General features: G+C 76.1%; 23 protein-coding genes. 10 read left to right on the top strand and 13 right to left on the bottom strand.

What is annotated here, in order from left to right; all coding sequences use genetic code 11:
* The 7 genes from JD78_RS16735 to JD78_RS16705 all read right to left on the bottom strand — a co-directional run bounded on the left by JD78_RS16735 (position 1) and on the right by JD78_RS16705 (position 6,655).
* A complete protein-coding gene (locus JD78_RS16735) occupies positions 1–681 on the bottom strand; it encodes an ABC transporter ATP-binding protein (protein ID WP_153359558.1) in 681 nt (226 codons plus the stop codon).
* The gene (locus JD78_RS16730) at positions 675–1,643 is read right to left on the bottom strand and encodes an ABC transporter ATP-binding protein (protein WP_153359561.1); all 969 of its coding nucleotides are present in this window, start codon (positions 1,641–1,643) and stop codon (positions 675–677) included. Before JD78_RS16730 ends, JD78_RS16735 begins: the two co-directional genes overlap by 7 nt.
* The gene (locus JD78_RS16725; protein ID WP_153359564.1) at positions 1,640–2,461 is read right to left on the bottom strand and encodes an ABC transporter permease; all 822 of its coding nucleotides are present in this window, start codon (positions 2,459–2,461) and stop codon (positions 1,640–1,642) included. Before JD78_RS16725 ends, JD78_RS16730 begins: the two co-directional genes overlap by 4 nt.
* Complete coding sequence (locus JD78_RS16720; RefSeq protein WP_228395107.1) at positions 2,454–3,509, bottom strand: ABC transporter permease; 1,056 nt, start codon at positions 3,507–3,509, stop codon at positions 2,454–2,456. The genes JD78_RS16725 and JD78_RS16720 overlap by 8 nt, the downstream gene beginning before the upstream one ends.
* Positions 3,506–5,116 carry an ABC transporter substrate-binding protein gene (locus JD78_RS16715; RefSeq protein ID WP_208104129.1) on the bottom strand — a complete coding sequence of 537 codons (1,611 nt, stop codon included), beginning with the start codon at positions 5,114–5,116 and terminating at the stop codon, positions 3,506–3,508. Before JD78_RS16715 ends, JD78_RS16720 begins: the two co-directional genes overlap by 4 nt.
* Positions 5,117–5,230: 114 nt before the next feature.
* Complete coding sequence (locus JD78_RS16710) at positions 5,231–5,617, bottom strand: YchJ family protein (protein ID WP_153359568.1); 387 nt, start codon at positions 5,615–5,617, stop codon at positions 5,231–5,233.
* A gap of 3 nt (positions 5,618–5,620) precedes the next feature.
* Positions 5,621–6,655, bottom strand: coding sequence for an aldo/keto reductase (locus JD78_RS16705; RefSeq protein ID WP_153359570.1), 1,035 nt, complete (start codon positions 6,653–6,655; stop codon positions 5,621–5,623).
* A 304-nt stretch (positions 6,656–6,959) separates the two neighbouring features.
* Between JD78_RS16705 and JD78_RS16700 the strand changes: the two genes are divergently transcribed.
* Positions 6,960–9,068 (top strand): HNH endonuclease signature motif containing protein, encoded by a 2,109-nt coding sequence (locus JD78_RS16700; protein ID WP_153359572.1) that lies wholly within the window; start codon positions 6,960–6,962, stop codon positions 9,066–9,068.
* Positions 9,069–9,096: 28 nt separating this feature from the next.
* Here the strand turns inward: JD78_RS16700 and JD78_RS16695 are convergent, their stop codons facing one another.
* Positions 9,097–10,401, bottom strand: coding sequence for a M18 family aminopeptidase (locus tag JD78_RS16695; RefSeq protein ID WP_153359574.1), 1,305 nt, complete (start codon positions 10,399–10,401; stop codon positions 9,097–9,099).
* 129 nt (positions 10,402–10,530) lie between these two features.
* On the opposite strand from JD78_RS16695, the gene JD78_RS16690 reads away from it, so the two are divergent.
* The 6 genes from JD78_RS16690 to JD78_RS16665 all read left to right on the top strand — a co-directional run bounded on the left by JD78_RS16690 (position 10,531) and on the right by JD78_RS16665 (position 16,305).
* Positions 10,531–12,015 carry an MFS transporter gene (locus tag JD78_RS16690; protein ID WP_228395108.1) on the top strand — a complete coding sequence of 495 codons (1,485 nt, stop codon included), beginning with the start codon at positions 10,531–10,533 and terminating at the stop codon, positions 12,013–12,015.
* Between the two features lie 32 nt (positions 12,016–12,047).
* Entirely contained in the window at positions 12,048–12,770 is a 723-nt protein-coding gene (locus JD78_RS16685; RefSeq protein ID WP_208104128.1) for a TetR/AcrR family transcriptional regulator, read from the top strand.
* Positions 12,771–12,809: 39 nt separating this feature from the next.
* Complete coding sequence (locus tag JD78_RS16680; protein WP_153359579.1) at positions 12,810–13,091, top strand: hypothetical protein; 282 nt, start codon at positions 12,810–12,812, stop codon at positions 13,089–13,091.
* A gap of 37 nt (positions 13,092–13,128) precedes the next feature.
* Positions 13,129–14,007, top strand: a complete 879-nt coding sequence (locus tag JD78_RS16675; protein ID WP_228395109.1) for an AAA family ATPase — start codon at positions 13,129–13,131, stop codon at positions 14,005–14,007.
* Positions 14,000–15,109 carry a vWA domain-containing protein gene (locus tag JD78_RS16670; RefSeq protein ID WP_153359583.1) on the top strand — a complete coding sequence of 370 codons (1,110 nt, stop codon included), beginning with the start codon at positions 14,000–14,002 and terminating at the stop codon, positions 15,107–15,109. The genes JD78_RS16675 and JD78_RS16670 overlap by 8 nt, the downstream gene beginning before the upstream one ends.
* 74 nt (positions 15,110–15,183) lie before the next feature.
* On the top strand, positions 15,184–16,305 hold the full coding sequence (locus JD78_RS16665; RefSeq protein WP_153359585.1) for an XdhC family protein: 1,122 nt from the start codon (positions 15,184–15,186) through the stop codon (positions 16,303–16,305).
* A 2-nt stretch (positions 16,306–16,307) separates the two neighbouring features.
* Here JD78_RS16665 and JD78_RS16660 read toward each other — a convergent pair whose 3' ends face one another.
* Positions 16,308–17,000, bottom strand: coding sequence for a TetR/AcrR family transcriptional regulator (locus tag JD78_RS16660; protein WP_153359587.1), 693 nt, complete (start codon positions 16,998–17,000; stop codon positions 16,308–16,310).
* Between the two features lie 86 nt (positions 17,001–17,086).
* Between JD78_RS16660 and JD78_RS16655 the strand changes: the two genes are divergently transcribed.
* A complete protein-coding gene (locus JD78_RS16655; protein ID WP_153359589.1) occupies positions 17,087–17,950 on the top strand; it encodes an NmrA family NAD(P)-binding protein in 864 nt (287 codons plus the stop codon).
* A 32-nt stretch (positions 17,951–17,982) separates the two neighbouring features.
* Here JD78_RS16655 and JD78_RS16650 read toward each other — a convergent pair whose 3' ends face one another.
* The gene (locus JD78_RS16650; protein WP_153359591.1) at positions 17,983–18,909 is read right to left on the bottom strand and encodes a serine hydrolase domain-containing protein; all 927 of its coding nucleotides are present in this window, start codon (positions 18,907–18,909) and stop codon (positions 17,983–17,985) included.
* Between the two features lie 84 nt (positions 18,910–18,993).
* Here JD78_RS16650 and JD78_RS16645 point away from each other — a divergent pair, with 84 nt between their 5' ends.
* On the top strand, positions 18,994–19,584 hold the full coding sequence (locus JD78_RS16645) for an MOSC domain-containing protein (protein ID WP_228395110.1): 591 nt from the start codon (positions 18,994–18,996) through the stop codon (positions 19,582–19,584).
* A gap of 55 nt (positions 19,585–19,639) precedes the next feature.
* A complete protein-coding gene (locus tag JD78_RS16640; protein ID WP_153359593.1) occupies positions 19,640–20,374 on the top strand; it encodes a hypothetical protein in 735 nt (244 codons plus the stop codon).
* 11 nt (positions 20,375–20,385) lie between these two features.
* On the opposite strand, the gene JD78_RS16635 is transcribed toward JD78_RS16640, so the two are convergent.
* From JD78_RS16635 to JD78_RS16625, 3 genes are all read right to left on the bottom strand, one after another.
* Positions 20,386–21,150 carry a vWA domain-containing protein gene (locus JD78_RS16635; protein ID WP_228395111.1) on the bottom strand — a complete coding sequence of 255 codons (765 nt, stop codon included), beginning with the start codon at positions 21,148–21,150 and terminating at the stop codon, positions 20,386–20,388.
* Between the two features lie 263 nt (positions 21,151–21,413).
* A complete protein-coding gene (locus tag JD78_RS16630; RefSeq protein WP_228395112.1) occupies positions 21,414–22,322 on the bottom strand; it encodes an AAA family ATPase in 909 nt (302 codons plus the stop codon).
* The gene (locus tag JD78_RS16625) at positions 22,322–23,449 is read right to left on the bottom strand and encodes an NDMA-dependent alcohol dehydrogenase (RefSeq protein ID WP_153359594.1); all 1,128 of its coding nucleotides are present in this window, start codon (positions 23,447–23,449) and stop codon (positions 22,322–22,324) included. Before JD78_RS16625 ends, JD78_RS16630 begins: the two co-directional genes overlap by 1 nt.
* Positions 23,450–23,566 lie beyond the last annotated feature (117 nt).

The following is a 23,566-nucleotide window of genomic DNA, read 5'->3' as shown; positions in this document are numbered from 1 at the left end:
TCAGACGGCGGGCCGAACCCCGCCGAGCCCGACGACGCGGTCGGCCCAGACGGCGAGCAGGTCCTCGTCGTGGCTGATCGCGAGCACGCCCAGCCGCCCGGCGGCGACCTCGGCCCGCACGACGCCGACCAGCGCGGCCGCCGTCGACGCGTCGAGCATCGCGGTCATCTCGTCGCACACCAGGTAGCGCGGCCGCGCGGCCAGCCCCCGGGCCAGGCAGGCCCGCTGCAGCTGCCCGTCGCTGACCTCGTGCGGCCTTCTGGCGAGCAGGTCGGCGGTCAGCCCGACCCGGTCGGCGAGCTCGGCGGTGCGCGCGTCGCGGGCGGCCGCGCCGCGCCGTCCGGCGGTGGGCAGTCCGCGCAGCCGCAGCGGTTCGGCGATCACGTCGCGCAGCCGCAGCCGGGCGTCGACCGACCGGCGCGGCGACTGGAAGACCATGCCGACGGCGGTGCGCAGCTCCGGTGGGCGGGCGTACCGGACGCCGCCGGCCGGGACGCCGTCCACGGTCACGGTGCCCTGCCGGGGCGCCAGCAGCAGCGCGGCGACCCGGGCGAGCGTCGTCTTGCCGGTGCCGCTGGGCCCGGCCAGCCCGACCACCTCGCCGGGCGCGACCCGGAGGTCGACGTCGTGCAGCACCGGCTCCGCCCCGTACCCGGCGGTCACGCCGGCCAGCGTCAGCACCGGGCACCTGCCGGGGGCCGGCAGCGGCTCGTCCGGGCTCCGGCGACGTGCACCGCCTCCCCGCCGTCGCAGGCGCCGCTGTGCGGCCGGCGGGCGTGCCAGGCGCAGCCGGGCGGCAGGTCGGTGAGCGTCGGCGCGATGCCGGGGATCGGCACCAACCCGCCCGCGGGCAGCGCGCCCAGCAGTGCCCGGGTGTAGTCGTGCGCCGGGTCGCCGAGCACGGCGTCCGCCGGGCCGGTCTCGACCAGCCGGCCCGCGTACATGACGGCGACGTCGTCCACCAGCCCGGGCGTGCGCTGCAGCGCGCCGAGGTCGTGGGTGATCAGCAGGACGGCGCAGCCGCGGTCGGCCACCGAGCGCAGCAGCCGCAGGGTGCGGTCGACCAGCGGTCGGTCCAGGCCGGCGGTCGGCTCGTCGGCGAGCACGACGTCGGGGTCGCCGGCCAGCGCCAGCGCCACGACCACCCGCTGCGCCATGCCGCCGGAGAGCTCGTGCGGGTAGCGGTCCAGGTCGGCCGGGGCCAGCCCCACCCGGGTGGCCAGCTCGTCGGCGCGGGCCCGGCGGTCGACGTCCGGGGTCAGCTCGGCGACGGTCTCCTCGACCTGCGCGCGCACGGTGCGCACCGGGGTGAGCGCGGTCGCCGCGGACTGCGGCACCAGCGCCACCCGGCGGCCCCGGATGCTGCGGCGCAGCACCCGTCCGGGGGCGCCGAGCAGGTCGGTGCCGCCGGCCAGCACGGCCGTGCCGCTGACCTCGGTGCCGGGCGGGAGCAGCCGCAGCAGCGCCGCCGCCAGCACCGACTTGCCACACCCGCTCTCCCCGACCAGCGCCAGCACCCGGCCCGGGACCAGGTCGAAGGAGACGTCGGTGGCCGCGTGCACCGTGGACCGCCGTCCCGTGGGGAACCGGACGGTGAGCCCGGAGACGGTCAGCACCGGGACGGCGAGCACCGGGGCGGTCACAGCCGGGCTCCGGCCCGCTCGGGCAGCGCGGTGCGGTCACGCAGCGCCGACCCGACCGCCGCGACGGCGAGGGTGGCGAGCACCAGGCCGAGCGCGGGGAACACCAGCGTCCACCAGCCGCCGAGCAGCAGCGAGCTGCGGGCCTCCTGCAGCAGCGTGCCCAGGCTCGCCGCGTGCGGGGGCAGGCCCAGTCCGAGGAAGCTCAGCGTCGACTCGTGCCACACCGCGTGCGGCAGCAGCAGGACGGCGGCGACCAGCGCCTGCGGGGCGGCGGCGGGCAGCAGGTGCCGTCGCACCACCCGCCACCGGCCCGCCCCGCCGAGCAGCGCGGCGTCCACGTGCTCCCGGTCGCGCAGCGAGAGCACCTCCGCGCGGACGATCCGGGCCACCTGGGTCCAGTGGGTGAGCGCGATGGAGGCGATGATCGCGACCAGGCTGCCGCGGAACAGCGCCACCAGCACGATGCCGAGCAGCAGGTGCGGCACGGCGTTGACCGCGTCGACCACCCGCATGGTCACCCGGTCGACCCAGCCGCCGGCGGCTGCCGAGAGCGCACCGACCAGCGCGCCGATGAGCACCGACAGCACCGCGCAGACGACGGCGATGAGCAGCGAGATCCGGAGCCCGGCGGCGGTGCGGACGAACAGGTCCCGCCCGGCGGAGTCGGTGCCGAACAGGTGCGCCCACGACGGCGCCTGCCGGGCGGCGGCGAAGTCGGTGACCCGGTCGTCGACGCCGGCGACCCAGGGCACCAGCAGGGCGTACCCGGCGACGAGCGCGAGCAGGGCCAGCCCGGTGAGCAGCCGGCGGTCAGCCATCGGCGGCCACCCGGGGGTCGAGCAGCACGTAGGCGGCGTCGGCGAGCAGCGAACCGAGCAGCACCGCCGCGGTGGTGAGCAGGGTGAGCACCGCGAGCAGCGGGAAGTCCAGCTGCACCGCGGAGGTGACCACCGCCTGCGCCACCCCCGGCCAGCTGAACACCTCCTCGACCAGCACGGCGCCGACCACCAGCTCGGGCAGCCGGGCGCCGAGCAGCGTCACGAACGGCAGCAGCGCCGTCGGCAGGGCGTGCCTGGTGACGACGGTGCGCTCGCTGAGGCCACGGGCGCGGGCGGCGACGACGGCGTCGTCGGCGAGCGCGGCGAGCACCGACTGGCGCACGTTGAGCAGCAGCCAGGGCAGCTGCGAGGCGGCCAGCACGGCGGCGGGCAGCACCAGGTGCCGGGCCACCTGCCCGGCCGAGAGCTCGGCGCCGGCGTCGGTGAGGCCGGCGACCGGCAGCCAGGACAGCGCGATGGCGAACAGCGCGACCGCGCCCAGCGCCACCACGAACGGCGGCACCGCCTGCAGCAGCAGGCAGACCGGGGTGACCACCCGGTCGACCCAGCCGCCGCGCCGGGCCGCGCTCCACGTGCCCAGCACGAGCGCGGCGACGACGGCGAGGCCCAGGGCGACGGTGACCAGCAGCAGCGTCCAGGGCAGCCGCTCGGCGAGCACCTCGGCGACCGGCTGGCCGAAGGACCGGGACGTGCCGAGGTCGCCGGTGACCAGCCCGCCCAGCCAGTCGCCGTACTGCTCCCACCAGGGCCGCCCGGTGCCCAGCTCCTCGGCGATCCGGGCCTGCGCCTCCTCGCTGGCGGTCAGGTACCGGTCGCCGAGGTAGCCGGTCAGCGGGTCGAACGGGGAGGCCGCGGCGAGGGCGAAGACGCCGCCGGAGACGACGGCGAGCACCGGCAGGACGAACAGCAGCCGCCGGCGGGCCAGCCGTCCGGCCGCCTGCCAGCGCGCCCGCCGGGGTCGCCGACGCGGGGCCGTTCCGGCCGGTGCGTCGGCGACCCGGGGCGCCGGGAGATCGGTCAGGGTCACCCCTCGCGCCGCCAGTCGCGCAGGTTCCACCACGGGCCCCAGCTCACGCCGTGCGAGTGCGGCTCGAGCACCGGTTCGGTGCCGGTCCAGCCGCCGTCCCGCATCACGTAGACGTGCTCGAGGAAGGCCAGCGCGACCGCCGGCGGGTCGGCGACCAGCTGGCGCTGCACCTCGCGGTAGGCGTCGACCCGCACGCCGTCGTCGGTGCTGCGCCGGGCCTCGTCGAGCGCGGCGTCCACGGCAGGGTTGCGGTAGTCGGCGGGGTTGTCGAACGGGCCGCCGACGCCGTCGGCGGTGAACGAGGAGTGCAGCGCGTTGTACAGCTGGGTGTCCGGGTCGTAGGGGACGTCGCCGCCGCCCAGCAGTGCGCCGTCGGTGGGGATGCGCGGCCGGAACTGCGGCCGGTCGACCGCCTCCAGGTCGACCTCCACGCCGACCGCCAGCGCGTCGGAGGCGAAGGCCTGGGCGAGGTCGCGGCGCAGCGTCTCCTCCGGGAAGTACATGACGGTGAACTCGGCCCGCTGGCCGTCCCGCACCCGGACGCCGTCCGGTCCGGGCACCCAGCCGGCGTCGTCGAGGATGCGGCGCGCCTCGTCCGGGTCGTGCCCGAACACCGCCGCGGGCTCGGCGTACGCACCGAACACCGCCGGCACGAAGGTCGAGGCCGCCTCCCCGTGCCCGCCGAGCACCGACGCGACGATCGCCTCGCGGTCGACGGCGACGTTGAGCGCCCGCCGCACGGCCGGGTCGCCGGTCACCGGGTTGCCGGCCGGCAGCGAGACCGCGCGCCAGTCGGCGGAGGGGTGGCCGACCACGGTCAGCTCCTCGTCGTCGGCGAGGGTGTCGGCCAGCAGCGGCGGCAGCGTCGTCCCGTCGAACTCCCCGCTGGCCATCCGCTGGGCGCGCGTGTTGTCGTCGGGCACGTACACGACGACCAGCTCGTCGACCTCGGGTGCGCCGCCCCAGTGCTCCGGGTTGGCCTCGAACACCGTCCGGTCGCCGCGCCGTTCGGTGAGCACGAACGGCCCGGTGCCGACCGGGGCGGTGTTCAGCGCCGACTCCTCGGCCGGGCCGGGGGTGGCCAGCGCCTCGGCCGGCGCGATCCCCAGCAGCAGCTTGGTCGGGAACGGCACGTAGGAGTAGGCCAGCCGGAAGACGACGGTCTGCGGGTCGACCGCCTCGACGCTCTCGACCATCGCGTAGTTGCTGGCGATCGGGGAGGCGGACGCGGGGTCGAGCACGGCCTCGTAGGTGGCGACGACGTCCTCGGCGTCGAACGTCGTGCCGTCGGAGAAGGTGACGCCCTCGCGCAGCGGGACGGTCCACTCGGTGGCGTCGTCGTTGCCCTGCGGCAGCTGGCTGGCCAGCGCCGGCTCGAGCTCGGGGATCCCGTCCCCGCCGCCGGCGAGGCGGACCAGCCCGTCGTACACCCGCGAGTAGCCGGTCTCGCCGTGCCCGGCGACCGGGTTGAACGCCTCGGGCTCGTAGGCGTCGGCCAGCACCAGCCGGTCGGTGCCCGCCTCGGCGGCGTCGGTACCGCTGCCGGGGGCGGTGCAACCGGTCAGGACCACGGCGGCGAGCAGGACGAGCGGTGCGCGGGAGGGCAACGGGGCTCCGTTCACGGGCGGCCAGGGCTTGCTGCGAACAGCTCGCAACAACCTAGCTGTTGCGAACGGGTCGCAACAAACCGCCGGACGACGCCCCGGTGAACAGTGCGGTGGTCAGGGCAGGGCGACGCCGTCCAGGTAGCGCCAGGCGCCGTCCTCCCGGACGAAGCGGCTGTCCTCGTGCTGGCTGCCGGCCGCGCTGCCGATGACGTGGGAGGCGCGGAACTCGACCGTGCCCTCGGCGGCGAGCAGCGTGCCGCCGGTGGTGCGGAGCACGTCCAGGCCGGTCCAGCGCACGTCCGGGTCGAGCGTGAGCGAGCGCGGGCGGGTGGTGGAGTGCCAGGTGGCCAGCAGGTACGCCGGGGCGCCGACGACGAAGGCGCTGTACCGGGAGCGCATCAGCTGCTCGGCGGTCGCCGCGGTGGCGGTGCCGTCGTGCAGCCGGCCGCAGCACTCGGCCAGCGGGAGGCCGGTGCCGCAGGGGCAGCGTCGGGGCGCCATCCCTCAGACCTGCAGCGCCGTCCCGGCCGAGGGGAGGTGCGCCTCGATCGCGGCCAGCTCCTCGTCGGTGAGGTCCGGTCCCGTGGTGGCGGCGAGGTTCGCCTCCAGCTGGGCCACGCTGCTCGCACCGATCAGCGCGGTGGTGACCCGCTCGTCGCGGACCGCCCAGCGGAGCGCCAGCTGGGCCAGGCTCTGCCCGCGCGCGGCGGCGAGGGCGTCCAGCGCGCGGGCGCGGGAGAGCAGGTCGTCGGTGACGTCGGAGGCGGAGAGGTAGGCGCTGCGGGTGGCCCGGGACCCTTCCGGGATGCCGTCGAGGTACCGGTCGGTGAGCCGGCCCTGGGCGAGCGGGGAGAAGACCGCCACCCCGGCACCGACCTCGGCCGCGGTGTCGAGCAGCTCACCCTCCGGCCGCCGGTCGAACATCGAGTAGCGCGGCTGGAGCAGCAGCACCGGCGTGCCGAGGTCGGCGAGGATCGCGGCGGCCTCGCGCAGGTCGGCCGGGGCGTAGTTGGACAGGCCGACGTAGAGCGCCTTGCCCGCGCGGACAGCGGCGTCCAGGGCACCCATCGTCTCCGCGAGCGGCGTCTCCGGGTCGCGGCGGTGGTGGTAGAAGACGTCGACGTGGTCCAGGCCGGTGCGGCGCAGCGACTGGTCGAGGCTGGCCAGCAGGTACTTGCGCGACCCGCCGTCGCCGTAGGGGCCGGGCCACATGTCGTAGCCGGCCTTGGTGGCGATGAACAGCTCGTCCCGGTACGGCGCCAGGTCGCTGCGCAGCACCTGCCCGAACGTCGTCTCCGCGGCGCCGTAGGGCGGGCCGTAGTTGTTGGCCAGGTCGATGTGGGTGACGCCGAGGTCGAACGCCCGCCGCAGGATCGCCCGGGCGGTCTCCAGCGGCCGGTCCCCGCCGAAGTTCTGCCACAGGCCCAGCGAGACCGGCGGCAGCAGGACCCCGCTGCGGCCCGCCCGCCGGTACGGGGTCTGCTCGTAACGGTCGGGCGCCGGACGCCACGACGAGTCCTGCCGGTCCTCGGTGAGCACGACGCAGAGTGTGCCGCAGGCCACGCACGGCCTGGTCAGCGGTGGGTGGTCACCGTGTAGGGCGCCCCGCTCGTGTCGCAGGTCGTCCACTCGCCGACCTGCTCGACGGCGGCATGGCGGTCCTCCTCTGTCGCTGGTGTCATGACCTTGTCACGGGCGGACGACGTCCCCGACGGTCGCGGCCGACGTCCGGGCAGGACTGTCGGTGGCCTCGCCGATCATGGCCGGTCGGCGTGCCGGCGAGATGGTTATCTGCCCAGTCAAGCGCTTGTGGCGATCGCCTTTCGAACGTATGATCGAACATGTGACCGCGACGGGGACTGCCGAGCAGGGGCTGACGTCCCCTGCGGTCGCGCTCTCGTCGGGTCCGCTCGGCGCCGTCCAGGTCGCGGACCGGGAGATCGCCCGGCAGACGGCGCAGCGCGCTCGGGCGGTGGCCGCGTTCGCCGCATCCCGGCCCGCGTCGGCCGACCGGTCGCCGGGCGAGCCGGGTGCGATGAGCGCCGAACGCTGGGCCGCCCGGGCCGAGGTCCTGCGGCCGGTGAGCGAGTGGGCCGCGCGAGAGCTCGTGGTCGCGCTGTCGATCAGCGCCGAGGCGGCGGAGGCGCTGCTCGAACGGTCGCTGACGCTGGTCCACCGGCTGCCCCGCACGCTGGCGGCGCTGGAGTCCGGCGCCCTGCACACCGGGCACCTGTGGCCGATGCTCGACAAGGTCGCCCCGATCGAGGACGACCAGGTCCGCGGTGAGGTGGAGGCCGCGCTGCTCGAGTGGTCGGCCGGGCGGGTGACCACGCCGGCGCAGCTCGGCGCCAAGGCGCGGCGTGAGGTGCTCCGCCGCGACGCCCGGGCCGCGGCCCGTCGGCTCTCGCGGGCGCTCGCCGAGCGCGGCGTCCACCGGCGTCCCGGGCGGATCGACGGCACCGCCGAGGTTGCCGCCCTGCTCACCATCCCCGAGGCGCAGGCCCTGTACCGGGCGCTGGAGGCCTACGCCGACGCGCTCGACGAGCCGGGCGACCAGCGCACCCGCGGTCAGAAGATGGCCGACTGCCTGCTCGATCTCGTCCTCCGCCCCGGTGGGCGGGACTGGCCGGCGGTGCAGGTGGTGCTCCAGGTGGTTGCGCCGGTCGCCACGGTGCTCGGTGGTGACGCACCCGGTGAGGTCGACGGCCAGGTCGTCCCGGCCGAGGTGGTCCGAGCGCTGGTCCGAGCCTTCGGGGGAGGCGGTGAGCACCAGCACCCGGCGGGGGAGGCGGTCGACGGTGAGAGCGGCTCCCCGTCGACCGGCGTCGAGGTGACCGCCGGGGCCGCCGATCTGGACGCCCAGGCGGACGTAGTGTCAGCCGGCGCTGATGCCCCCGCCGGCGCTGATGCCGACGCCGACGCCGACGCCGACGCCGATGCCGACGCCGATGCCGACGCCGACGCCGATGCCGACGCCGATGCCGATGCCGACCCGGACTCGACGCCGGCCGTCCGCGGCGGCAGCTCCGCGGAGCGCCGGGAGCCCGAGGACGTCGACGAGGTCTGGCCGCACGCCGGGTGGGCGCAGTTCGAGCACCACGTCCTGGACGCCTGGGCTGCCGAGGAGGCGGAGCGGTGCGCGGGATCCCTGGGGTCCCCCGGTGATGTCGGGGCTCCCGCGGAGGCGGTCGCACCGCCGGGCGACGGTGAGGCGCCACCGGGCCGTCCCGGGTGGTGGTCGCGCGCCGATGAGGCGGTCGACCAGGCGAGCACCGCCCTGCGCACGGCGCAGGAGGCGGTCGGGCACGCCCGTCGGGAGGTCGCCGATGCCTGCCGCGCCGACGCCGCCGACGAGGACGGCTGGCGGAACAGTGCGGCCGGCCGGGTCGATGCGGCCGACGATGCGCTGGCCGCGCTCGCCGCTGCCGACGACGACCAGCGGTCGGTGCTCGCCGACCTGCTCGCCCGCACCGGCGGCGGTGGGCTCGCCGACCGGCCGCGGCTCGTGCTCGCCGACGCGCTGACCGGGACCTTCCTGGCGCTGGCCGGCCTCCCCGAACTGCGTCGCGCCGCGCGCTGCGGTGCTCGCGCCTGTCGGCGGCGTCCGGAGGGGTGCGCCCATGACCTGGCCGGCCGCGCCGGGCTGGGCCCGCCGCCGGCCACCGACGGCTACCGGCCGGGGTCTGAGCTGAACCGGTTCGTCCGCACCCGCGACCGCCGCTGCCGCTTCCCCGGCTGTCGCCGCCGCGTGCCCCGGGGTGGCGAGCTCGACCACGACGTCCCGTACCCGCAGGGATCGACCAGCGCGACCAACCTCGTCGGCTACTGCACCACCGACCACCGGGGCAAGCACCAGGCGCCAGGCTGGCGGCACGAGCTGGCCGTCGACGGCACGCTCACCGTGACCACCCCCACCGGCCTGACCGCCGTCACCGCGCCGCCGCCGTACTGATCGGCGGCGGCGGGCGGTGACGCGCGGATCAGTCGGTGAAGCAGGCGGTCAACGCCGCCACCATCAGGGGCACGTCCCGCGCGCTGGCCAGCTCGCGAGCCGAGTGCATGGCGAGCATCGGGGCGCCGACGTCCACCGTGGCGATGCCCAGCCGGGTCGCGGTCAGCGGGCCGATGGTGCTGCCGCACGGCAGATCCGCGCGGCTGACGAACCACTGCACCGGCACCGACGCCGCCGCGCAGCGCTCGGCGAACCACGCGCCGCCCACGCCGTCGGTCGCGTACGCCTGGTTCGCGTTCACCTTCAGCACCGGCCCGCCACCCAGCTGCGGCGTGTGCGCCGGCTCGTGCCGTTCGCCCCGGGTCGGGTGCACGGCGTGCGCCATGTCCGCGCTGACCAGCACCGACCGGGCGAGCGTGCGGTGCACCGCCTGCGCATCACCCGGCGTGGTCGCCGCCACCAGGCGGTCGACCACGTCCTCCAGGAAGCTGCCGCGCGCCCCGGACATCGAGCCGCTGCCCACCTCCTCGTGGTCGTTGCAGACCAGCAGCTGCGTGCGCTCCCCGGCCGGCGCCCCGATCAACGCGGTCAGCCCCGAGTGGCAGCAGGCCAGGTCGTCCAGCCGTGGTGCGGCGACCCAGCTGCCGTCGGCGCCGGCCCGGGCGGCGGGCTGGGTGTCGGCCAGCACCAGGTCGTGACCGACGACGTCGTCCACCCCGACCCCCGCCGCCGCCGCGACGGCCTCCCGGAGCCCCGGCTCGGTGCCCAGGTCGCGGTCCCAGACCGGCACGAGGTGCCGCTGCGGGTCGAGGGTCAGCCCGTCCCGCACGCTGCGGTCCAGGTGGATGGCGAGCGACGGCAGCCGCAGCGGTGCGCCCGGCAGCTCGACCAGCGCCTCCCCGCCGCCGCGCAGCGCCACCCGGCCGGCGACGGTGAGCTCCCGGTCCAGCCAGGTGTGCCACAGCCCGCCGCCGTAGGGCTCCACGCCGACCAGCCGGTACCCCGCCTGCCGGACGTCGGAGTGCGGCCGCACCCGGAAGGTCGGGGAGTCGGTGTGCGCCCCGACCAGCCGCATCCCGGTCTCCGCCGGCGCGCCGCTGCCCACCCGGAAGGCGATGAGGCTGCCGCCCCGCCGGACGACGAAGTGGGCGCCGCCCGGGGTGAGGGCCCAGCTGTCGGTCTCGGCCAGCTCGGTGAAGCCGGCCGCGACCAGGCGGCGGGCCATCTCGGCCACCGCGTGCCCCGGCGAGGGGGAGGCGTCGATGAAGGCGCGCAGGTCGTCGCCGAGGGCCAGGTCATCGCGGGCCAGGTCGTGGGGCGGGGTGTCCGGCATCCGCCCATCGTGCCCCGACCGGGCGAGATGCAGATCGCAGGGCGAAAAGTGGAGACAGCGACTCCGGATGTGCCGTACGGTCTCCGACGAAGCGGAGATCCCGACTCCGCATCGTCGTCTGGAGGAACCGTGTCCGACACCCTCGTGAGCCGATCGACCACGGTCGACGACCCGCCCGACCACGCCCGCCGCTGGTGGGTGCTCGCCGTCCTGGCCGTGGCGCAGCTGATGGTCGTGCTCGACGCGACCGTCGTGAACATCGCCCTGCCCTACGCCCAGGCCGACCTCGCGTTCAGCGACGCCGACCGGCAGTGGGTCATCACCGCCTACGCCCTCGCCTTCGGCAGCCTGCTGCTCATCGGCGGCCGGATCGCCGACCTGCTCGGCCGCAAGGCCGTCTTCCTGGTCGGTCTCGGCGGCTTCGCCGTCGCCTCCGCCGTCGGCGGCGCCGCCACCGACTTCGGCATGCTCGTCGCCGCCCGCGCCGTCCAGGGCGCCTTCGGTGCGCTGCTGGCGCCCGCCGGGCTCTCCCTGCTCGCCACCACCTTCGTCACCGCGCGCGAGCGCGGGCGCGCCTTCGGCATCTACGGCGGCATCGCCGGCGCCGGTGCCTCGATCGGGCTGCTGCTCGGTGGCGTCCTCACCGAGTACGCCTCGTGGCGCTGGACGATGTACGTCAACCTCTTCTTCGCGATCGCCGCGCTGGTCGGCGGGTTCCTGCTGATCACCCACCGGGCGTCGGCGCACCGGCCCCGGCTCGACCTCCCCGGCACCCTGCTGGTCAGCGCCGGGCTGTTCGCGCTGGTCTACGGGTTCTCCCGAGCGGAGAGCGACGGCTGGTCCGACGGCGTCACGGTCGGGCTGCTCGTCGCCGCCGCGCTGCTGCTGACCGCCTTCGTCGTCCTGGAGACCCGGGTGCGGCACCCGCTGCTGCCGATGCGCGTCGTCCTGGACCGCAACCGCGGCGGGGCGTACCTGGCGATGGCGCTGGCCGCGGCCGGCATGTTCGGCGTCTTCCTCTTCCTCACCTACTACCTGCAGGCGACGCTCGGCTACAGCGCGGTCCGGGCCGGGATCGCGTTCCTGCCGATGACCGGCGCGCTGATCGTCACCGCCGGTGCGGCCAGCACGGTCCTGGCGCCGCGGGTGCCGCCGCGCATCCTGGTCCCCGGCGGCATGCTGCTGTCCGCCGCCGGCATGGTGGTGCTGACCCGGATCGACATCCAGTCGCACTACTCGACCACGGTGCTGCCGGCGATCCTGCTCACCGGCGTCGGCCTGGGCCTGGTGTTCGCCACGTCGTTCAGCCTGGGCACCCTGGGCGTCACCGAGGACGACGCGGGCGTCGCCTCGGCGATGGTCAACACGACCCAGCAGGTGGGCGGTTCGATCGGTGCGGCGCTGCTGAACACCATCGCGGCGACCGCGGCGGCGGACTGGATCGGCGGGCACGCCGGTGGGCCGACCCTGCTGGCCGAGGCCGCGGTGCACAGCTACACGACCGCGTTCTGGTGGGCCGCGGCGATCTTCGCCGTCGGCGGGGTGCTCTCGGCCGTCGTGCTGCGGCCCGGGGTGCCGGAGATCGACGAGTCCACGGCGGTCGTCGCGCTGTAGCGGCAGGGGCCGGACGTGGCACCCTGTGAGGGATGACCGTCGCGACGGCGCGGCGGGCGGGACAGGAGGACTCCGTGACCAGCACGATGAGCACCACCGCGGAGACCGCCGCCCGCCCGCTGCGCCGCGACGCCGCCCGCAACCGCGAGCTGCTGCTGGAGGCCGCCCGCACCGTCTTCGCCCAGCGGGGCCTCGAGGCGACGCTGGACGACGTGGCCCGCGAGGCCGGCGTCGGCGTCGGCACCGCCTACCGGCACTTCGCCAACAAGTTCGAGCTGGCCACCGCCGTGCTCGAGGAGTGCATCGACGTGCTGGTGGCCAACGCCGAGAGGGCGCTGGCCGACGAGGACCCGTGGCGCGGGCTGGTCAGCTGCCTCGAGTCGGCGATGGAGCTGCAGGCCTTCAACCGGGGGCTGCGCGAGGTGCTGATGAGCGCCTCCGACCCGCAGAGCATGCTGCGGGTCAAGGAGAAGCTCGAGGAGCCGCTCACCGAGCTCGTCGAGCGGGCCCAGGCGGCCGGCGAGCTGCGCACCGACCTCACCCCCGGTGACTTCAAGATGATCACCCAGATGGTCTGCGCCGTCGCCGAGCTCGCGGAGGGCACCGCGCCGCAGATCTGGCGGCGCTATCTGGCCCTGCTGCTGCCCGGGCTGCGGCCCGGCGGCCCGCCGCTGCCGGTCGCCGCGCTCAGCGCCGACCAGCTGGACGCGGCGAGCCTGGCCCAGTGTCACCGGGCCTGGGGTCCGCCCGCCTGACCCGCGTTTCCCGGGGCCGCTCCGGGTAGGGCTCCCGCCGTGGCTGACGACGTGCGGGACGACGACATCGAGATCCAGGCCCAGGGCGAGGGCGAGTACGTGGTGGTGCAGCCCACCGAGGCCGAGGACGTGACCACCTGGTTCCGGCTCAGCTCCGAGGCGCTGGACCGGCTGGGCGCCGACGACGAGGAGGACGTCGTGCGGCGCACCGTGCGGTTCCTGCGCACGCACCAGGACGTCGCCGACTTCCCCGACGTCGTCGAGCTGGAGGACGTCATCGCCAGTTACGACGACTACCTGCCCGCGATGGCGGAAGACTGACCGACCGCGCCGGCCCGGCGGTGGGATGCTGCGTCAGGTGACGCAGCCCACGGACCCCGCTCAGCTCGCCGACGCCCTGGAGTCGACCGACTACCTGCCGGACGAGGGTCTGGCGACGGCGGCGTACCTGGCGCTGGTCATGCACCGCCCGCTGTTCCTGGAGGGGGAGGCCGGCGTCGGCAAGACCGCGCTGGCCCGGGCGCTGGCCGAGGTCACCGGCCGGCCGCTGTACCGGCTGCAGTGCTACGAGGGGCTGGAGGCCAGCCACGCCCTCTACGACTGGGACTTCGGCCGCCAGCTGCTGCACCTGCGCGCCGCCGAGGCCGCGCACGCCACCGGCGACACCGAGCAGCTGGAGGCCGGGCTCTACGACCGGCGCTTCCTGCTGGCGCGCCCGCTGCTGCAGGCGCTGGAGGACTCCCCGTCGGTGCTGCTGGTCGACGAGGTCGACCGGGCCGACGACGAGTTCGAGGCGTTCCTGCTCGAGGTGCTCAGCGACTTCACCATCTCCGTCCCCGAGCTGGGCACGATCCGGGCCGAGACCCCGCCGCTCGTCGTGCTCACCTCCAACCGCACCCGCGAGGTGCACGACGCGCTCAAGCGCCGCTGCCTCTACCACTGGCTGGAGCACCCGGACTTCGACCGCGAGGTGGCGATCCTGCGCCGCCGGCTGCCCGAGGTGACCGACGAGCTGGCCCGTCAGGTGGCCCGGGCCACGGGCCGGCTGCGCGAGCTGGACCTGCTCAAGCCGCCCGGGGTCGCCGAGGCGATGGACTGGGCGAGCGCGCTGCACGCCCTGGGCTGCCGCGAGCTCGACCCGGACACCGCGGCCCGCACCCTCGGCGCGGTGCTCAAGTACCGGGAGGACGGCGAGCGGGTGCGCTCCCTGGCCCGGGGGGCGTTGTTCGGTGCCTGACACCCGGGACGTCGTCTCGACGGTGCTGGGCTTCGCCCGCACGCTGCGGAACGCCGGGGTCGCCGCCTCGCCCGACCGGGTCGAGGCCATGCTCGCCGCCGTCGCGCACCTCGACGTCCTCGACGCCACCGCCGTCTACTGGGCCGGCCGGCTGACCCTCTGCGGCAGCCCCGACGACCTCGACCGCTACGACGCGGCCTTCGCCGCCTGGTTCTCCGGGCAGGTGCCGCGCGGTCGTCCCCGGGGCGGGGACGAACCGGCCCGGCTCGCGACGGTCGCGCCGCTCACCGGCGGCGGCACCGGGGACGCCGGCGAGGAACCGTCGGACCTGGCGACGAAGGCCAGCGGCGCGGAGGTGCTGCGGCACCGGGACGTCGCCGAGCTCACCGTCGCCGAGCGCGTCGAGCTGCGCCGGCTGTTCGCCCTGCTCGCCCCGGCCACCCCGATGCGCCGGTCGCGGCGGCGGGCACCCTCCCCGCACGGCGCCGTCGACGCCGGCCGCACCGTCCGCGCCGCGCTGCGGGACGGCGGGGAGGTGCGCCGGCTGGCGCACCACCGGGCCCGGCCCCGCCCGCGCCGGGTGGTGCTGCTGGTCGACGTCTCCGGCTCGATGAGCCCCTACGCGGACGCCCTGCTGCGGTTCGCGCACGCCGCCGTCCGGGCCCGGCCGGCGTCGACCGAGGTGTTCACCATCGGCACCCGGCTGACCCGGGTCACCCGGGAACTGCGGTTGCGTGACCCGGACCGGGCGCTGGCCGCCGGGGGTGCGGCGATCCCGGACTGGTCCGGCGGCACCCGGATCGGCGAGGTGCTCAAGGCGTTCCTGGACCGCTGGGGTCAGCGCGGCACCGCCCGGGGCGCCGTCGTCGTGGTGTGCAGCGACGGGTGGGAGCGCGGGGGAGCGGAGCTGCTGGGCGAGCAGATGGCCCGGCTGCACCGGCTCGCGCACGCCGTCGTCTGGGTGAACCCGCACAAGGGCCGGTCCGGCTACGAGCCGCTGACCGGCGGGATGGTGGCGGCGCTGCCGTCGGTCGACCACTTCGTCGCCGGGCACAGCCTGGCCGCGTTCGAGGAGCTGGCAGGGGTGATCACACATGCCTGAAGGACCCCGGTCCACTCACCACTCGCAGGCTCGCGGCGAGCCTCCGACCGAGGCCGAAAGACAGGAGGACGCAGATGCGCGAAGTTCTTGAGGACCTGGTCGGGTGGTGGCAGGCCGGGGAGACGGTCGGCGTGGGCACGGTGGTGGGCACCTGGCGGTCCGCGCCCCGCCCGCCCGGGGCAGCGATGCTGGTCGGCCCGGACGGGACGGCGGTGGGCAGCGTCTCCGGCGGCTGCGTCGAGGGCGCGGTCTACGAGGAGGCCCGGGACGCCGTCGCGACCGGGACGCCGTCGCTGCAGCGGTACGGCGTGAGCGACGACGACGCCTTCGCCGTCGGCCTGACCTGCGGCGGGGTCCTCGACGTGTACGTGGAGTCGGTCTCCCGGGAGTCCTTCCCCGAGCTCGGTGCCGTCGCCGCGTCGGTGGGCGCGCACGAGCCGGTCGCCGTCGTCACCTGCATCTCGGGGCCCGACGACCGGCTGGGGAAGCGGCTGGTGCTCTGGCCCGACCGGGCGTCGGGCACCCTCGGCCTCCAGCGGCTGGACGACGCCGTCGCCGACGACGCCCGCGGGCTGCTCGCCGCCGGGCGCACGGCGACGCTCACCTACGGCCACGACGGCGAGCGGCGCGGCGACGAGCTGACGCTGTTCGTCTCCTCCTTCGCCCCGCCGGCCCGGATGGTCGTGTTCGGCGCGATCGACTTCGCCGCCGCCGTCGCCCGGGTCGGGGCGTTCCTCGGCTACCGGGTCACCGTCTGCGACGCCCGGCCGGTCTTCGCCACCGCCCGCCGCTTCCCCGACGCCGACGAGGTGGTGGTCGAGTGGCCGCACCGGTACCTGCAGGCCGAGGTGGACGCCGGCCGGATCGACGAGCGCACCGTGCTCTGCGTGCTCACCCACGACCCGAAGTTCGACGTCCCGCTGCTGGAGGTCGCGCTGCGGCTGCCGGTGGCCTACGTCGGCGCGATGGGATCGCGACGGACGCACGCCGAACGACTCGCGCGGCTGTCCGACGCAGGGCTGACCGACGCCGAGCTGGGCCGGCTGGCCTCGCCGATCGGGCTGGACCTGGGCGCCCGCACGCCGGAGGAGACCGCCATCTCGATCGCCGCGGAGATCATCTCCGGTCGCTGGGGTGGCACGGGGGAGCGGCTGGCCGAGGTGGCCGGCCCGATCCACCGCACCGCGGAGCGCTGACCTCACCCCTCGATCGCGCGGTCCAGCCACTCGCTGAGCAGGGCCCGCTCGGCCGGGGTGAGGCCGGGCAGGTCGGGCGCGACCGTGCGGAAGGCGACCGCGGCTGCCGTGGTGTCGCCCGCCGCAGCCGGCGGCTCATCGGTCAGGACGGCCGCGGCCAGGGCCGCCCACATGGCGTCGGCGAGACCGAGGTCCCGATCGGCGGGGGGCTGGGTGAGCAGCGCGAGCACGGCACCCGTGCCGGCGGCGTGCACCATCTCCACGGCCCGCCGCTCGGAGACCCGCAGCCGGCCCGCCGCCGCGATCCGGTGCACCCGGGCGCGCAGCACGTCGATCCCGGCCAGCGTCGCCGGTGAACGGGTGGCCCGGCCCGGCTCGTTGAGCAGCCCGTAGAGCCCGGGGTTGGCCAGGCCGAAGGCGATCTGGCCGTCCCAGCCCGCGCGCAGGTCGGCCACCGGGTCGTCGGTCTCGGTCGCCAGCCGCTTGCCGGCGACCCAGGTGGCGAACACCTGCTCGGCGACCGCGTCGAGCAGCCCGTCCTTGTCGCCGAAGAGCCGGTAGATCGTCGGCGGCTGCACGCCGGCGGCCTGGGCGACGGCCCGCGTGGTGACCGCGGCCGGCCCGGCGTCACGCAGCAGCGCCGCGGCGACCTCCACCAGCGCCGACCGCGTCGCGTCCCGCCCCGGTTGCGTCATGGACCAACGATAACGCCCTCTTGATATCGACGGAAGCGGGCTGTTAGCGTGCTGATGTTTCCACCGATAACGCAAGGAGCAGATCAATGATCGTCATCACCGGTGCCACCGGCCAGCTCGGGTCCCAGGTCGTCGAGCACCTGCTGCAGCGGGTGCCCGCCGACCAGGTCGGGGTGAGCGTCCGCGACCCGCAGCGCGCCACCGACCTCGCCCACCGCGGCGTGCGCGTGCGGCGCGGCGACTTCGCCGACCCCGCGTCCCTCGCCGACGCCTTCGCCGGCGCCACCCAGGTGTTCGTCGTCTCGGTGGACTCGACCGGAACCGATGCCGTCACCCAGCACGCCGCCGCGGTCGACGCGGCCCGTGCGGCGGGAGCCGGGCGGGTCGTCTACACCAGCCACCAGGCGGCCGCGGCCGACTCGCTGTTCGGGCCGATGCTCGACCACGCGGCGACCGAGACGTACGCGGCCGGCGCCGAGGTGCCGTTCACCGCCCTGCACAACGGCTTCTACGCGAGCACCGTCCCGCTGCTGCTCGGCCCGGCGCTGCAGACCGGTGAGCTCGTCGCCCCGGCCGACGGGCCGGTCTCCTGGACGACGCACGGTGACCTCGCCGAGGCGGCCGCCGTCCTGCTGGCCGACCCGGGCCGGTTCGACGGCCCGACCCCGCCGCTGACCGGTCCGGCCGCCCTCGACCTCGCCGACGTGGCCGCCCTCCTCACCGAGCTGACCGGCCGGCCGGTGCGGCGGGTGGTCGTCGACGACGAGGAGTGGGCGGCGGGGCTGATCGGCCACGGTGTGCCCGAGGGGCAGGCGCGGATGCTGCTGGGCATGTTCGCCGCGTCCCGGCGCGGGGAGTTCGCCGCCACCGGGCCGCTGCTCGCCGAGCTGCTCGGGCGCCCGGCGACGCCGCTGCGGGACGTGCTGGCGGGGCTGGCCTCCGCGGGGTGACGCCGGCCCGGACCACCGCCCGGACGGTCCGGTCAGCCGAGCGCCGGGACGACCACCGACCACAGTGCGTCGAGGACGTCGCTGGTGGGCCCGGGGTACCCGGCCGTCACGGTGACGCAGGCGTCGTGTCGGGGCAGCACGACGCTCACCTGGCCGTGGATGCCGTCCATCCGCCAGGCGTCGTCCCGGGCGCACAACCACACGCCCCGGCCATAGCGGGCGTTGTCCGGGTGCGGGCCGGGGGCGCCGGTTGCCACGTGCCCGTCGGTGTCGACCGGGTCGCTGGTCAACGCGCTGACGAAGTCCGGGGGCACCAGCTGGTGGTCGTGCCACCGGCCCGAGTCCAGCAGCAGCCGACCGAACGCGGCGAGCTCGGAGGTGCGCAGGCACAGTCCGACCGCGCCGAGGGAGTGTCCCAACGGGCACCGGTGCCACTGGGGGTTCGCGATGCCCAGCGGGGTGAACAGCCGCGGCACCAGGAAGTCCCGCAGGTCCACGCCGGAGCACGCGTGGATCACGCGGCTGAGCAGGTAGGTGCTCCCCCCGCGGTACCGGAACACCGATCCGGGCGTCGCGACGGGGCGGCCGGCCAGGACGTCGACGGCGGGATCGCCGGGGTGATCGGCATCGGGAGCCGCCCAACGCCAGGTCAGGCCCGACGTCATCCGCAGCAGCGAGTCCACGGTCACCAGCTCGACGCCGGGAGCTGCCCGAGCGGCGAGCTGCGGCAGGTGGCGCAGGACAGGGTCGTCCCGGCTGAGCAGGCCCTCCGCCTCGGCGAGACCCACCGCCAGCGCGGTGACCGTCTTCGACGCGGAGAAGACGTCCCGGCGCAGATCGAGGTCCCAGTGCTCGTCGACAGCCGCCGCCCCCCGCTGGTGCACGACCAGGCCGTGGACGCGGAGCCCGCGGTCGGCCGAGATCCGGCCGAACCGCCGCACCGCCTCGTGGACGCCCATGCGCCCACCCTAGGGTCGCCCCGGCGTGGCCCGGCGGTCCCGAACCGGCCGCGAACCGCCCGGGGCAGCGGGCAGGATGGCGGCGTGGAGACCGACGACCTGCCGTACCGGTACGACGTCGAGGTCGTCGGGCTGCTCGCCTCGCCGGAGCACCGGTACGACGGGCGGCCGGACGACGCCGTGGCCGCGCGGCCGGTGGAGCGGGTGGACCGGATCGAGGTGCGGGCCGGGCTCGGCGTCGTCGGGGACCGCTACTTCGGCAAGCCCGCGCACCGGGACGCCTCGGTGACCGTGCTCGCCGCCGAGGCGGTCGAGGCGCTCGCCGCCGAGCTCGGGGCCGGCCCGCTCGACCCGCTGGCCACCCGGCGCAACGTGGTGCTGCGCGGCGCGGAGGTCGAGGCGCTCCGCGGGGTGGAGTTCAGCCTGGACGGGATCGTGCTCGCCGGCGGCCGGCCGGCCCACCCCTGCGCCTGGCTGGACCGGGTGCTCGCCCCGGGCGCGCACCGCGGCATGCGCGGCCGGGGCGGTGTGCGGTGCGCGCCGCGCAGCGACGGGGTGCTGCGGCTGGGGCCGGCGGTGCTGCGCTCGCCGGTGCAGCTGGACGCGGCGCGGGCCGGCCTGGCGATCCGCCCACCGGTGCGCCCTGCGAGTGCCGCGCAGCCGCGCCGGGCATGATGCGCCCGGCCGGGGCGCGACGAGCGTGCTCCCGGCACCGAGGAACGGAGACCCCATGCAGATCCGCAGGCTGGCCACCGCCGGCGCCACCGCGGGACTCGCCGCCGTCCTGCTCGCCGGCTGCGGCGGTGACGAGGAGACGACCGGCGAGGCGTCGTCGTCCTCCGCCGCGGAGAGCGGCAGCGAGTCCGGCGCGACCGACCAGACCGGCCCGGAGGTCGCCTCGGCCGCCGCCGATGCCCTCGAGGAGGCGGGCTCCGTGCACGTCACCGGCGGTACCGGTGCGGGCGCGGAGGCGGAGACCGTCGACCTGGTGATGCAGGGTGAGGACGTGAGCGGCACCGTGACCACCGGCGGGCTGACCCTCAGCCTGCTGCGCACCGGCGGCGTCGTCTACCTGCAGGCGCCCGGCGACTTCTGGACCGCCTCCGGCGTGCCCGCCGAGGTGGCCGGACAGCTCGACGGTGCCTGGGTCGTCGTCCCCGAGGAGGGCACGGCCGGCTTCGAGGAGCTCACCCTGGCCACCCTGGTCGACCAGCTGCGCAACCCCGACACCGAGATCGAGGACGAGGTGACCACCGACGAGCTCGACGGCGAGGAGGTGCTGATCGTGACCCAGACCGACGGCAGCACGCTGGCCGTCGCGGCCGAGGGGGAGCCGTACCCGCTGCAGCTGGAGAACACCGACGACGGGAACCAGACCCTGACCCTGACCGAGCACGGTGAGCAGTTCGACATCGTCGCCCCGGAGGCGCCGATCGACCTGAACACGTTGCAGCCGGGCGCCTGACCCGGCAGCGTTCAATCCAGCAGCGCGCGGACCGCGGCCGGGGCCAGCGCGGGGCGGTGCAACGGTGCACTGCGACCCCCGCCGGCCGCGGCCAGCGCTGCGCAGTTCGCCACCGACTCCTCGTCGGTGGACAGCCCCAGCACGTGCAGCCGCGCTCCCGCCCGGGTGAGCGCGGCTGCCGCCGGGCGGGGGTCGGGGCTGTCGGTGGGCATCCCGTCGGACAGCAGCAGCACCTCCCGCGCCGCCGTCCGGGTGCGGGCCAGCTCCCGGGCCGCCGTCCGCAGCGCCAGGTCCAGGTCGGTCGTGCCGCCCCCGCGCAGGTCGAACAGCCGGTCGACGACCAGCTGCGGCCGGGCGACCGCGGACAGCGGCTGCAGCACCACCGCCGTCGACCAGAACGCGACGACGGCGAGCTCGTCGCCCGGGCGCATCCGCTGGGTGAGCGCCGACGCGGTGAGCACCGCCGAGGCCAGCTCGTCGCCGGCCACCGAGCCGGAGGCGTCGACCAGCAGCACGCAGGCCCGCCCGGTCGCCCGCCAGCCGCGGGTGTGCAGGTGCTCGGCCCGCCAGTGCGGCTCGGCGCCGCGGGCGGCCAGCGTGGCGTCCAGATCGACGTCGGCGCCCGTGGGATCGCGGCGGGTGACCACCCGCCGGCTGCCCGGCCGGTCCGGCAGGCCGCGCCGCGGTGCGGTCACCGGCAGGCGTGCGGCGAGCGCCCGGGCGGCGGCCCGCAGCGCCGGGTCGACCGCCCGCCCCAGCGCGGTCAGCAGGCGCACCGCCGCATCGGGGTCCCGGCCGGCCACCTCCGCCAGCGCCGCCTCGTCGAGCTGACCGGCCTCCGGGCTGACCTGCGGCAGGTCAGGGTGGGCGCGGGTGAGCTCCGCCCGCCCGGCGCGCGGGGTGCGCTGCCCGCGCAGCAGCGCCTCGACGTCGGCGTCCTCGCTGACGGGTGCGGGCTGCGCCGGTCGCCGTCCCGGCGGGTCGGCGAGCCGGTCCGGTGCGGGGGGCGGTGCCGGTGCCCCGGGGTCGGGCCCGGGGGTCAGGCTTTTCCCAGCTCCTCACCGGCCCGGCGCCAGATGTCGCGGACGACGTCCTCCACCGGGCGCGCGATGCCGTCGGAGACGGTGACCTTGCCGGTCAGCGCGGCGAGGGCGGCGTCGGTGCCGACCTCCTCGTCGTCCGGGCCGACCCCGCGCACGCCGGCCAGCTCCCGGGCGATCAGCACGGTGTCGATGGCGCCACGGACGGAGGAGCCGATCCGCAGCTCGGGGTGGTCGCGGGTGATCCGCACCGCCCGCACGGCGCGGTGCAGCAGCGGCGCCGGGCCGCCGGTGGCGGTGGTGACCACCGCCCGCTCGTCGTCCTCGGTCTGGTACCCCATGGCCACCCGGCAGGAGCGGTCGTACAGCGCCGGGGTGATCCGGGCGGTGCCGACGGCGTCGAACGGGTTCATCGCCGCCACCAGCCGGAACGTCGGCCGGGCGGTGACCCGGCCGAACCGCGGCACGTGCATCTCGCGCTCGGAGAGCACCCCGAGCAGCACGTTCATCGTCTCCTCGGGCACCCGGTTGAACTCCTCGACGTAGAGGAGCGCGCCCTCGGTCATCGCCCGGGTCAGCGGGCCGGGCACGAAGTTCTCCGGCCGGTAGTCCTCGGTGAGCACCCGGGAGGCGTCGTGGTGGCCGACCAGCCGGGTCGGGGTGAGCTCGGCGTTGCCCTCGACGAGCACCAGCGGCACCCCGGTGCCGTCGGCCAGGGCCCGCAGCAGGGTGGTCTTGCCGGTGCCGGGCGGACCCTCCAGCACCACGTTCCGGCCCGCCGCCAGCGCGGCGGCGACGACCTCCGCCTCCCGCACCCGGGCCACCACCCGCTGCCGGGCGGTGTGCACCATGCCGACGCCGTCGAGGCGGGCGGCGGAGGTCGGGGAGGCGGAGGTCGTCATCGTCATCAGCTGAACTCGAGGACGCCGCGCAGGTTCTTGCCGGCGTGCATGTCCTGGTAGCCGGTGTTGATGTCGTCCAGCCGGTAGCGGTTGGTGATCAGGCCGTCGAGCTTGAGGTTGCCCTCCTGCCAGAGCCGCAGCATCCGCGGGATGTCGGTGGTCGGGTTCTGGTCGCCGAACAGCGCGCCCTTGATCTCCTTGCCGAAGAGGGTGAAGTCCATGGAGGAGATCGGCAGGCCGACGGCGGAGACCGGGCCGAGCCCGGTCACCACGACCACCCCGGCCTTGCGGACGCTGGCCAGCGCCTGGGCCACGTGCTCGCCGGTGGTGACGCCCACGGTGACCAGCGCCTTGTCCGCGCCCTGGCCGTTGGTGACGCTGCGGGCGAAGTCGGTGGCCTCCTCGATGTCACCGAAGGCGTGCGTGGCGCCGTACTCGCGGGCCTTCTCCTGCTTGAACGGCACCGGGTCGACGGCGATCACGTGGCTGGCGCCGGCGAAGGCCGCGCCCTGCACGGCGTTGATGCCGATCCCGCCGATGCCCATCACGATCACCGTCTCGCCCGGTTCGACCGCGCCGGCCTGGGTGGCGGTGCCGAAGCCGGTGCCGACGCCGCAGGAGACCAGGCAGGCGATGTCCATCGGGATGTCGGAGGCGATCTTCACCGCCGACCGGACGTCGATCGTGGTGACCTCGGAGAAGCTGCCCAGCCCGCACATCTGCCCGACCGGGGTGCCGTCGGGCAGGGAGTACCGGAAGCTCTCGGCGTCGTCCCAGCGCGAGCCCATGCCGATGTTGGCGCCGGAGTCGCACAGGTACTGCTTGCCGGTGGCGCACCAGCGGCAGCGGCCGCACGCCGGCAGGAAGGAGAAGACGACGTGGTCGCCCTCCCGGATGTCGGTGACGCCCGGGCCCACCCCGATCACCTCGCCGGCGCCCTCGTGGCCGCCGCAGATCGGGTAGTGGCCGCTGGGCATGTCGCCGGTGGCGATGTGGTCGTCGGAGTGGCAGAGCCCGGAGGTGGACAGCTTCACCTGGATCTCGCCGGTACGGGGGTCGTCGGCCAGCAGGTCGGTGACCTCCCAGCTGCCGGGGGCCTCACGCAGGATCGCGCCGCGGGTGGGGACGGGCACGGGGACCTCCTCCTGCCCTCCTCGTCGAGGGCGTCGGTGGGCGGGCGCGCTCCCGCACCCGGAGCCGGAACCTATGCCGTCGGTCACATCGGCGCGACGCCGACTTCCGTCAGGTGG

Source organism: Modestobacter roseus (assembly GCF_007994135.1).
Lineage (GTDB): Bacteria > Actinomycetota > Actinomycetes > Mycobacteriales > Geodermatophilaceae > Modestobacter > Modestobacter roseus.
The sequence above is the reverse complement of the archived record's forward strand: the minus strand, read 5'-3'. Positions and strand labels throughout refer to the sequence as shown.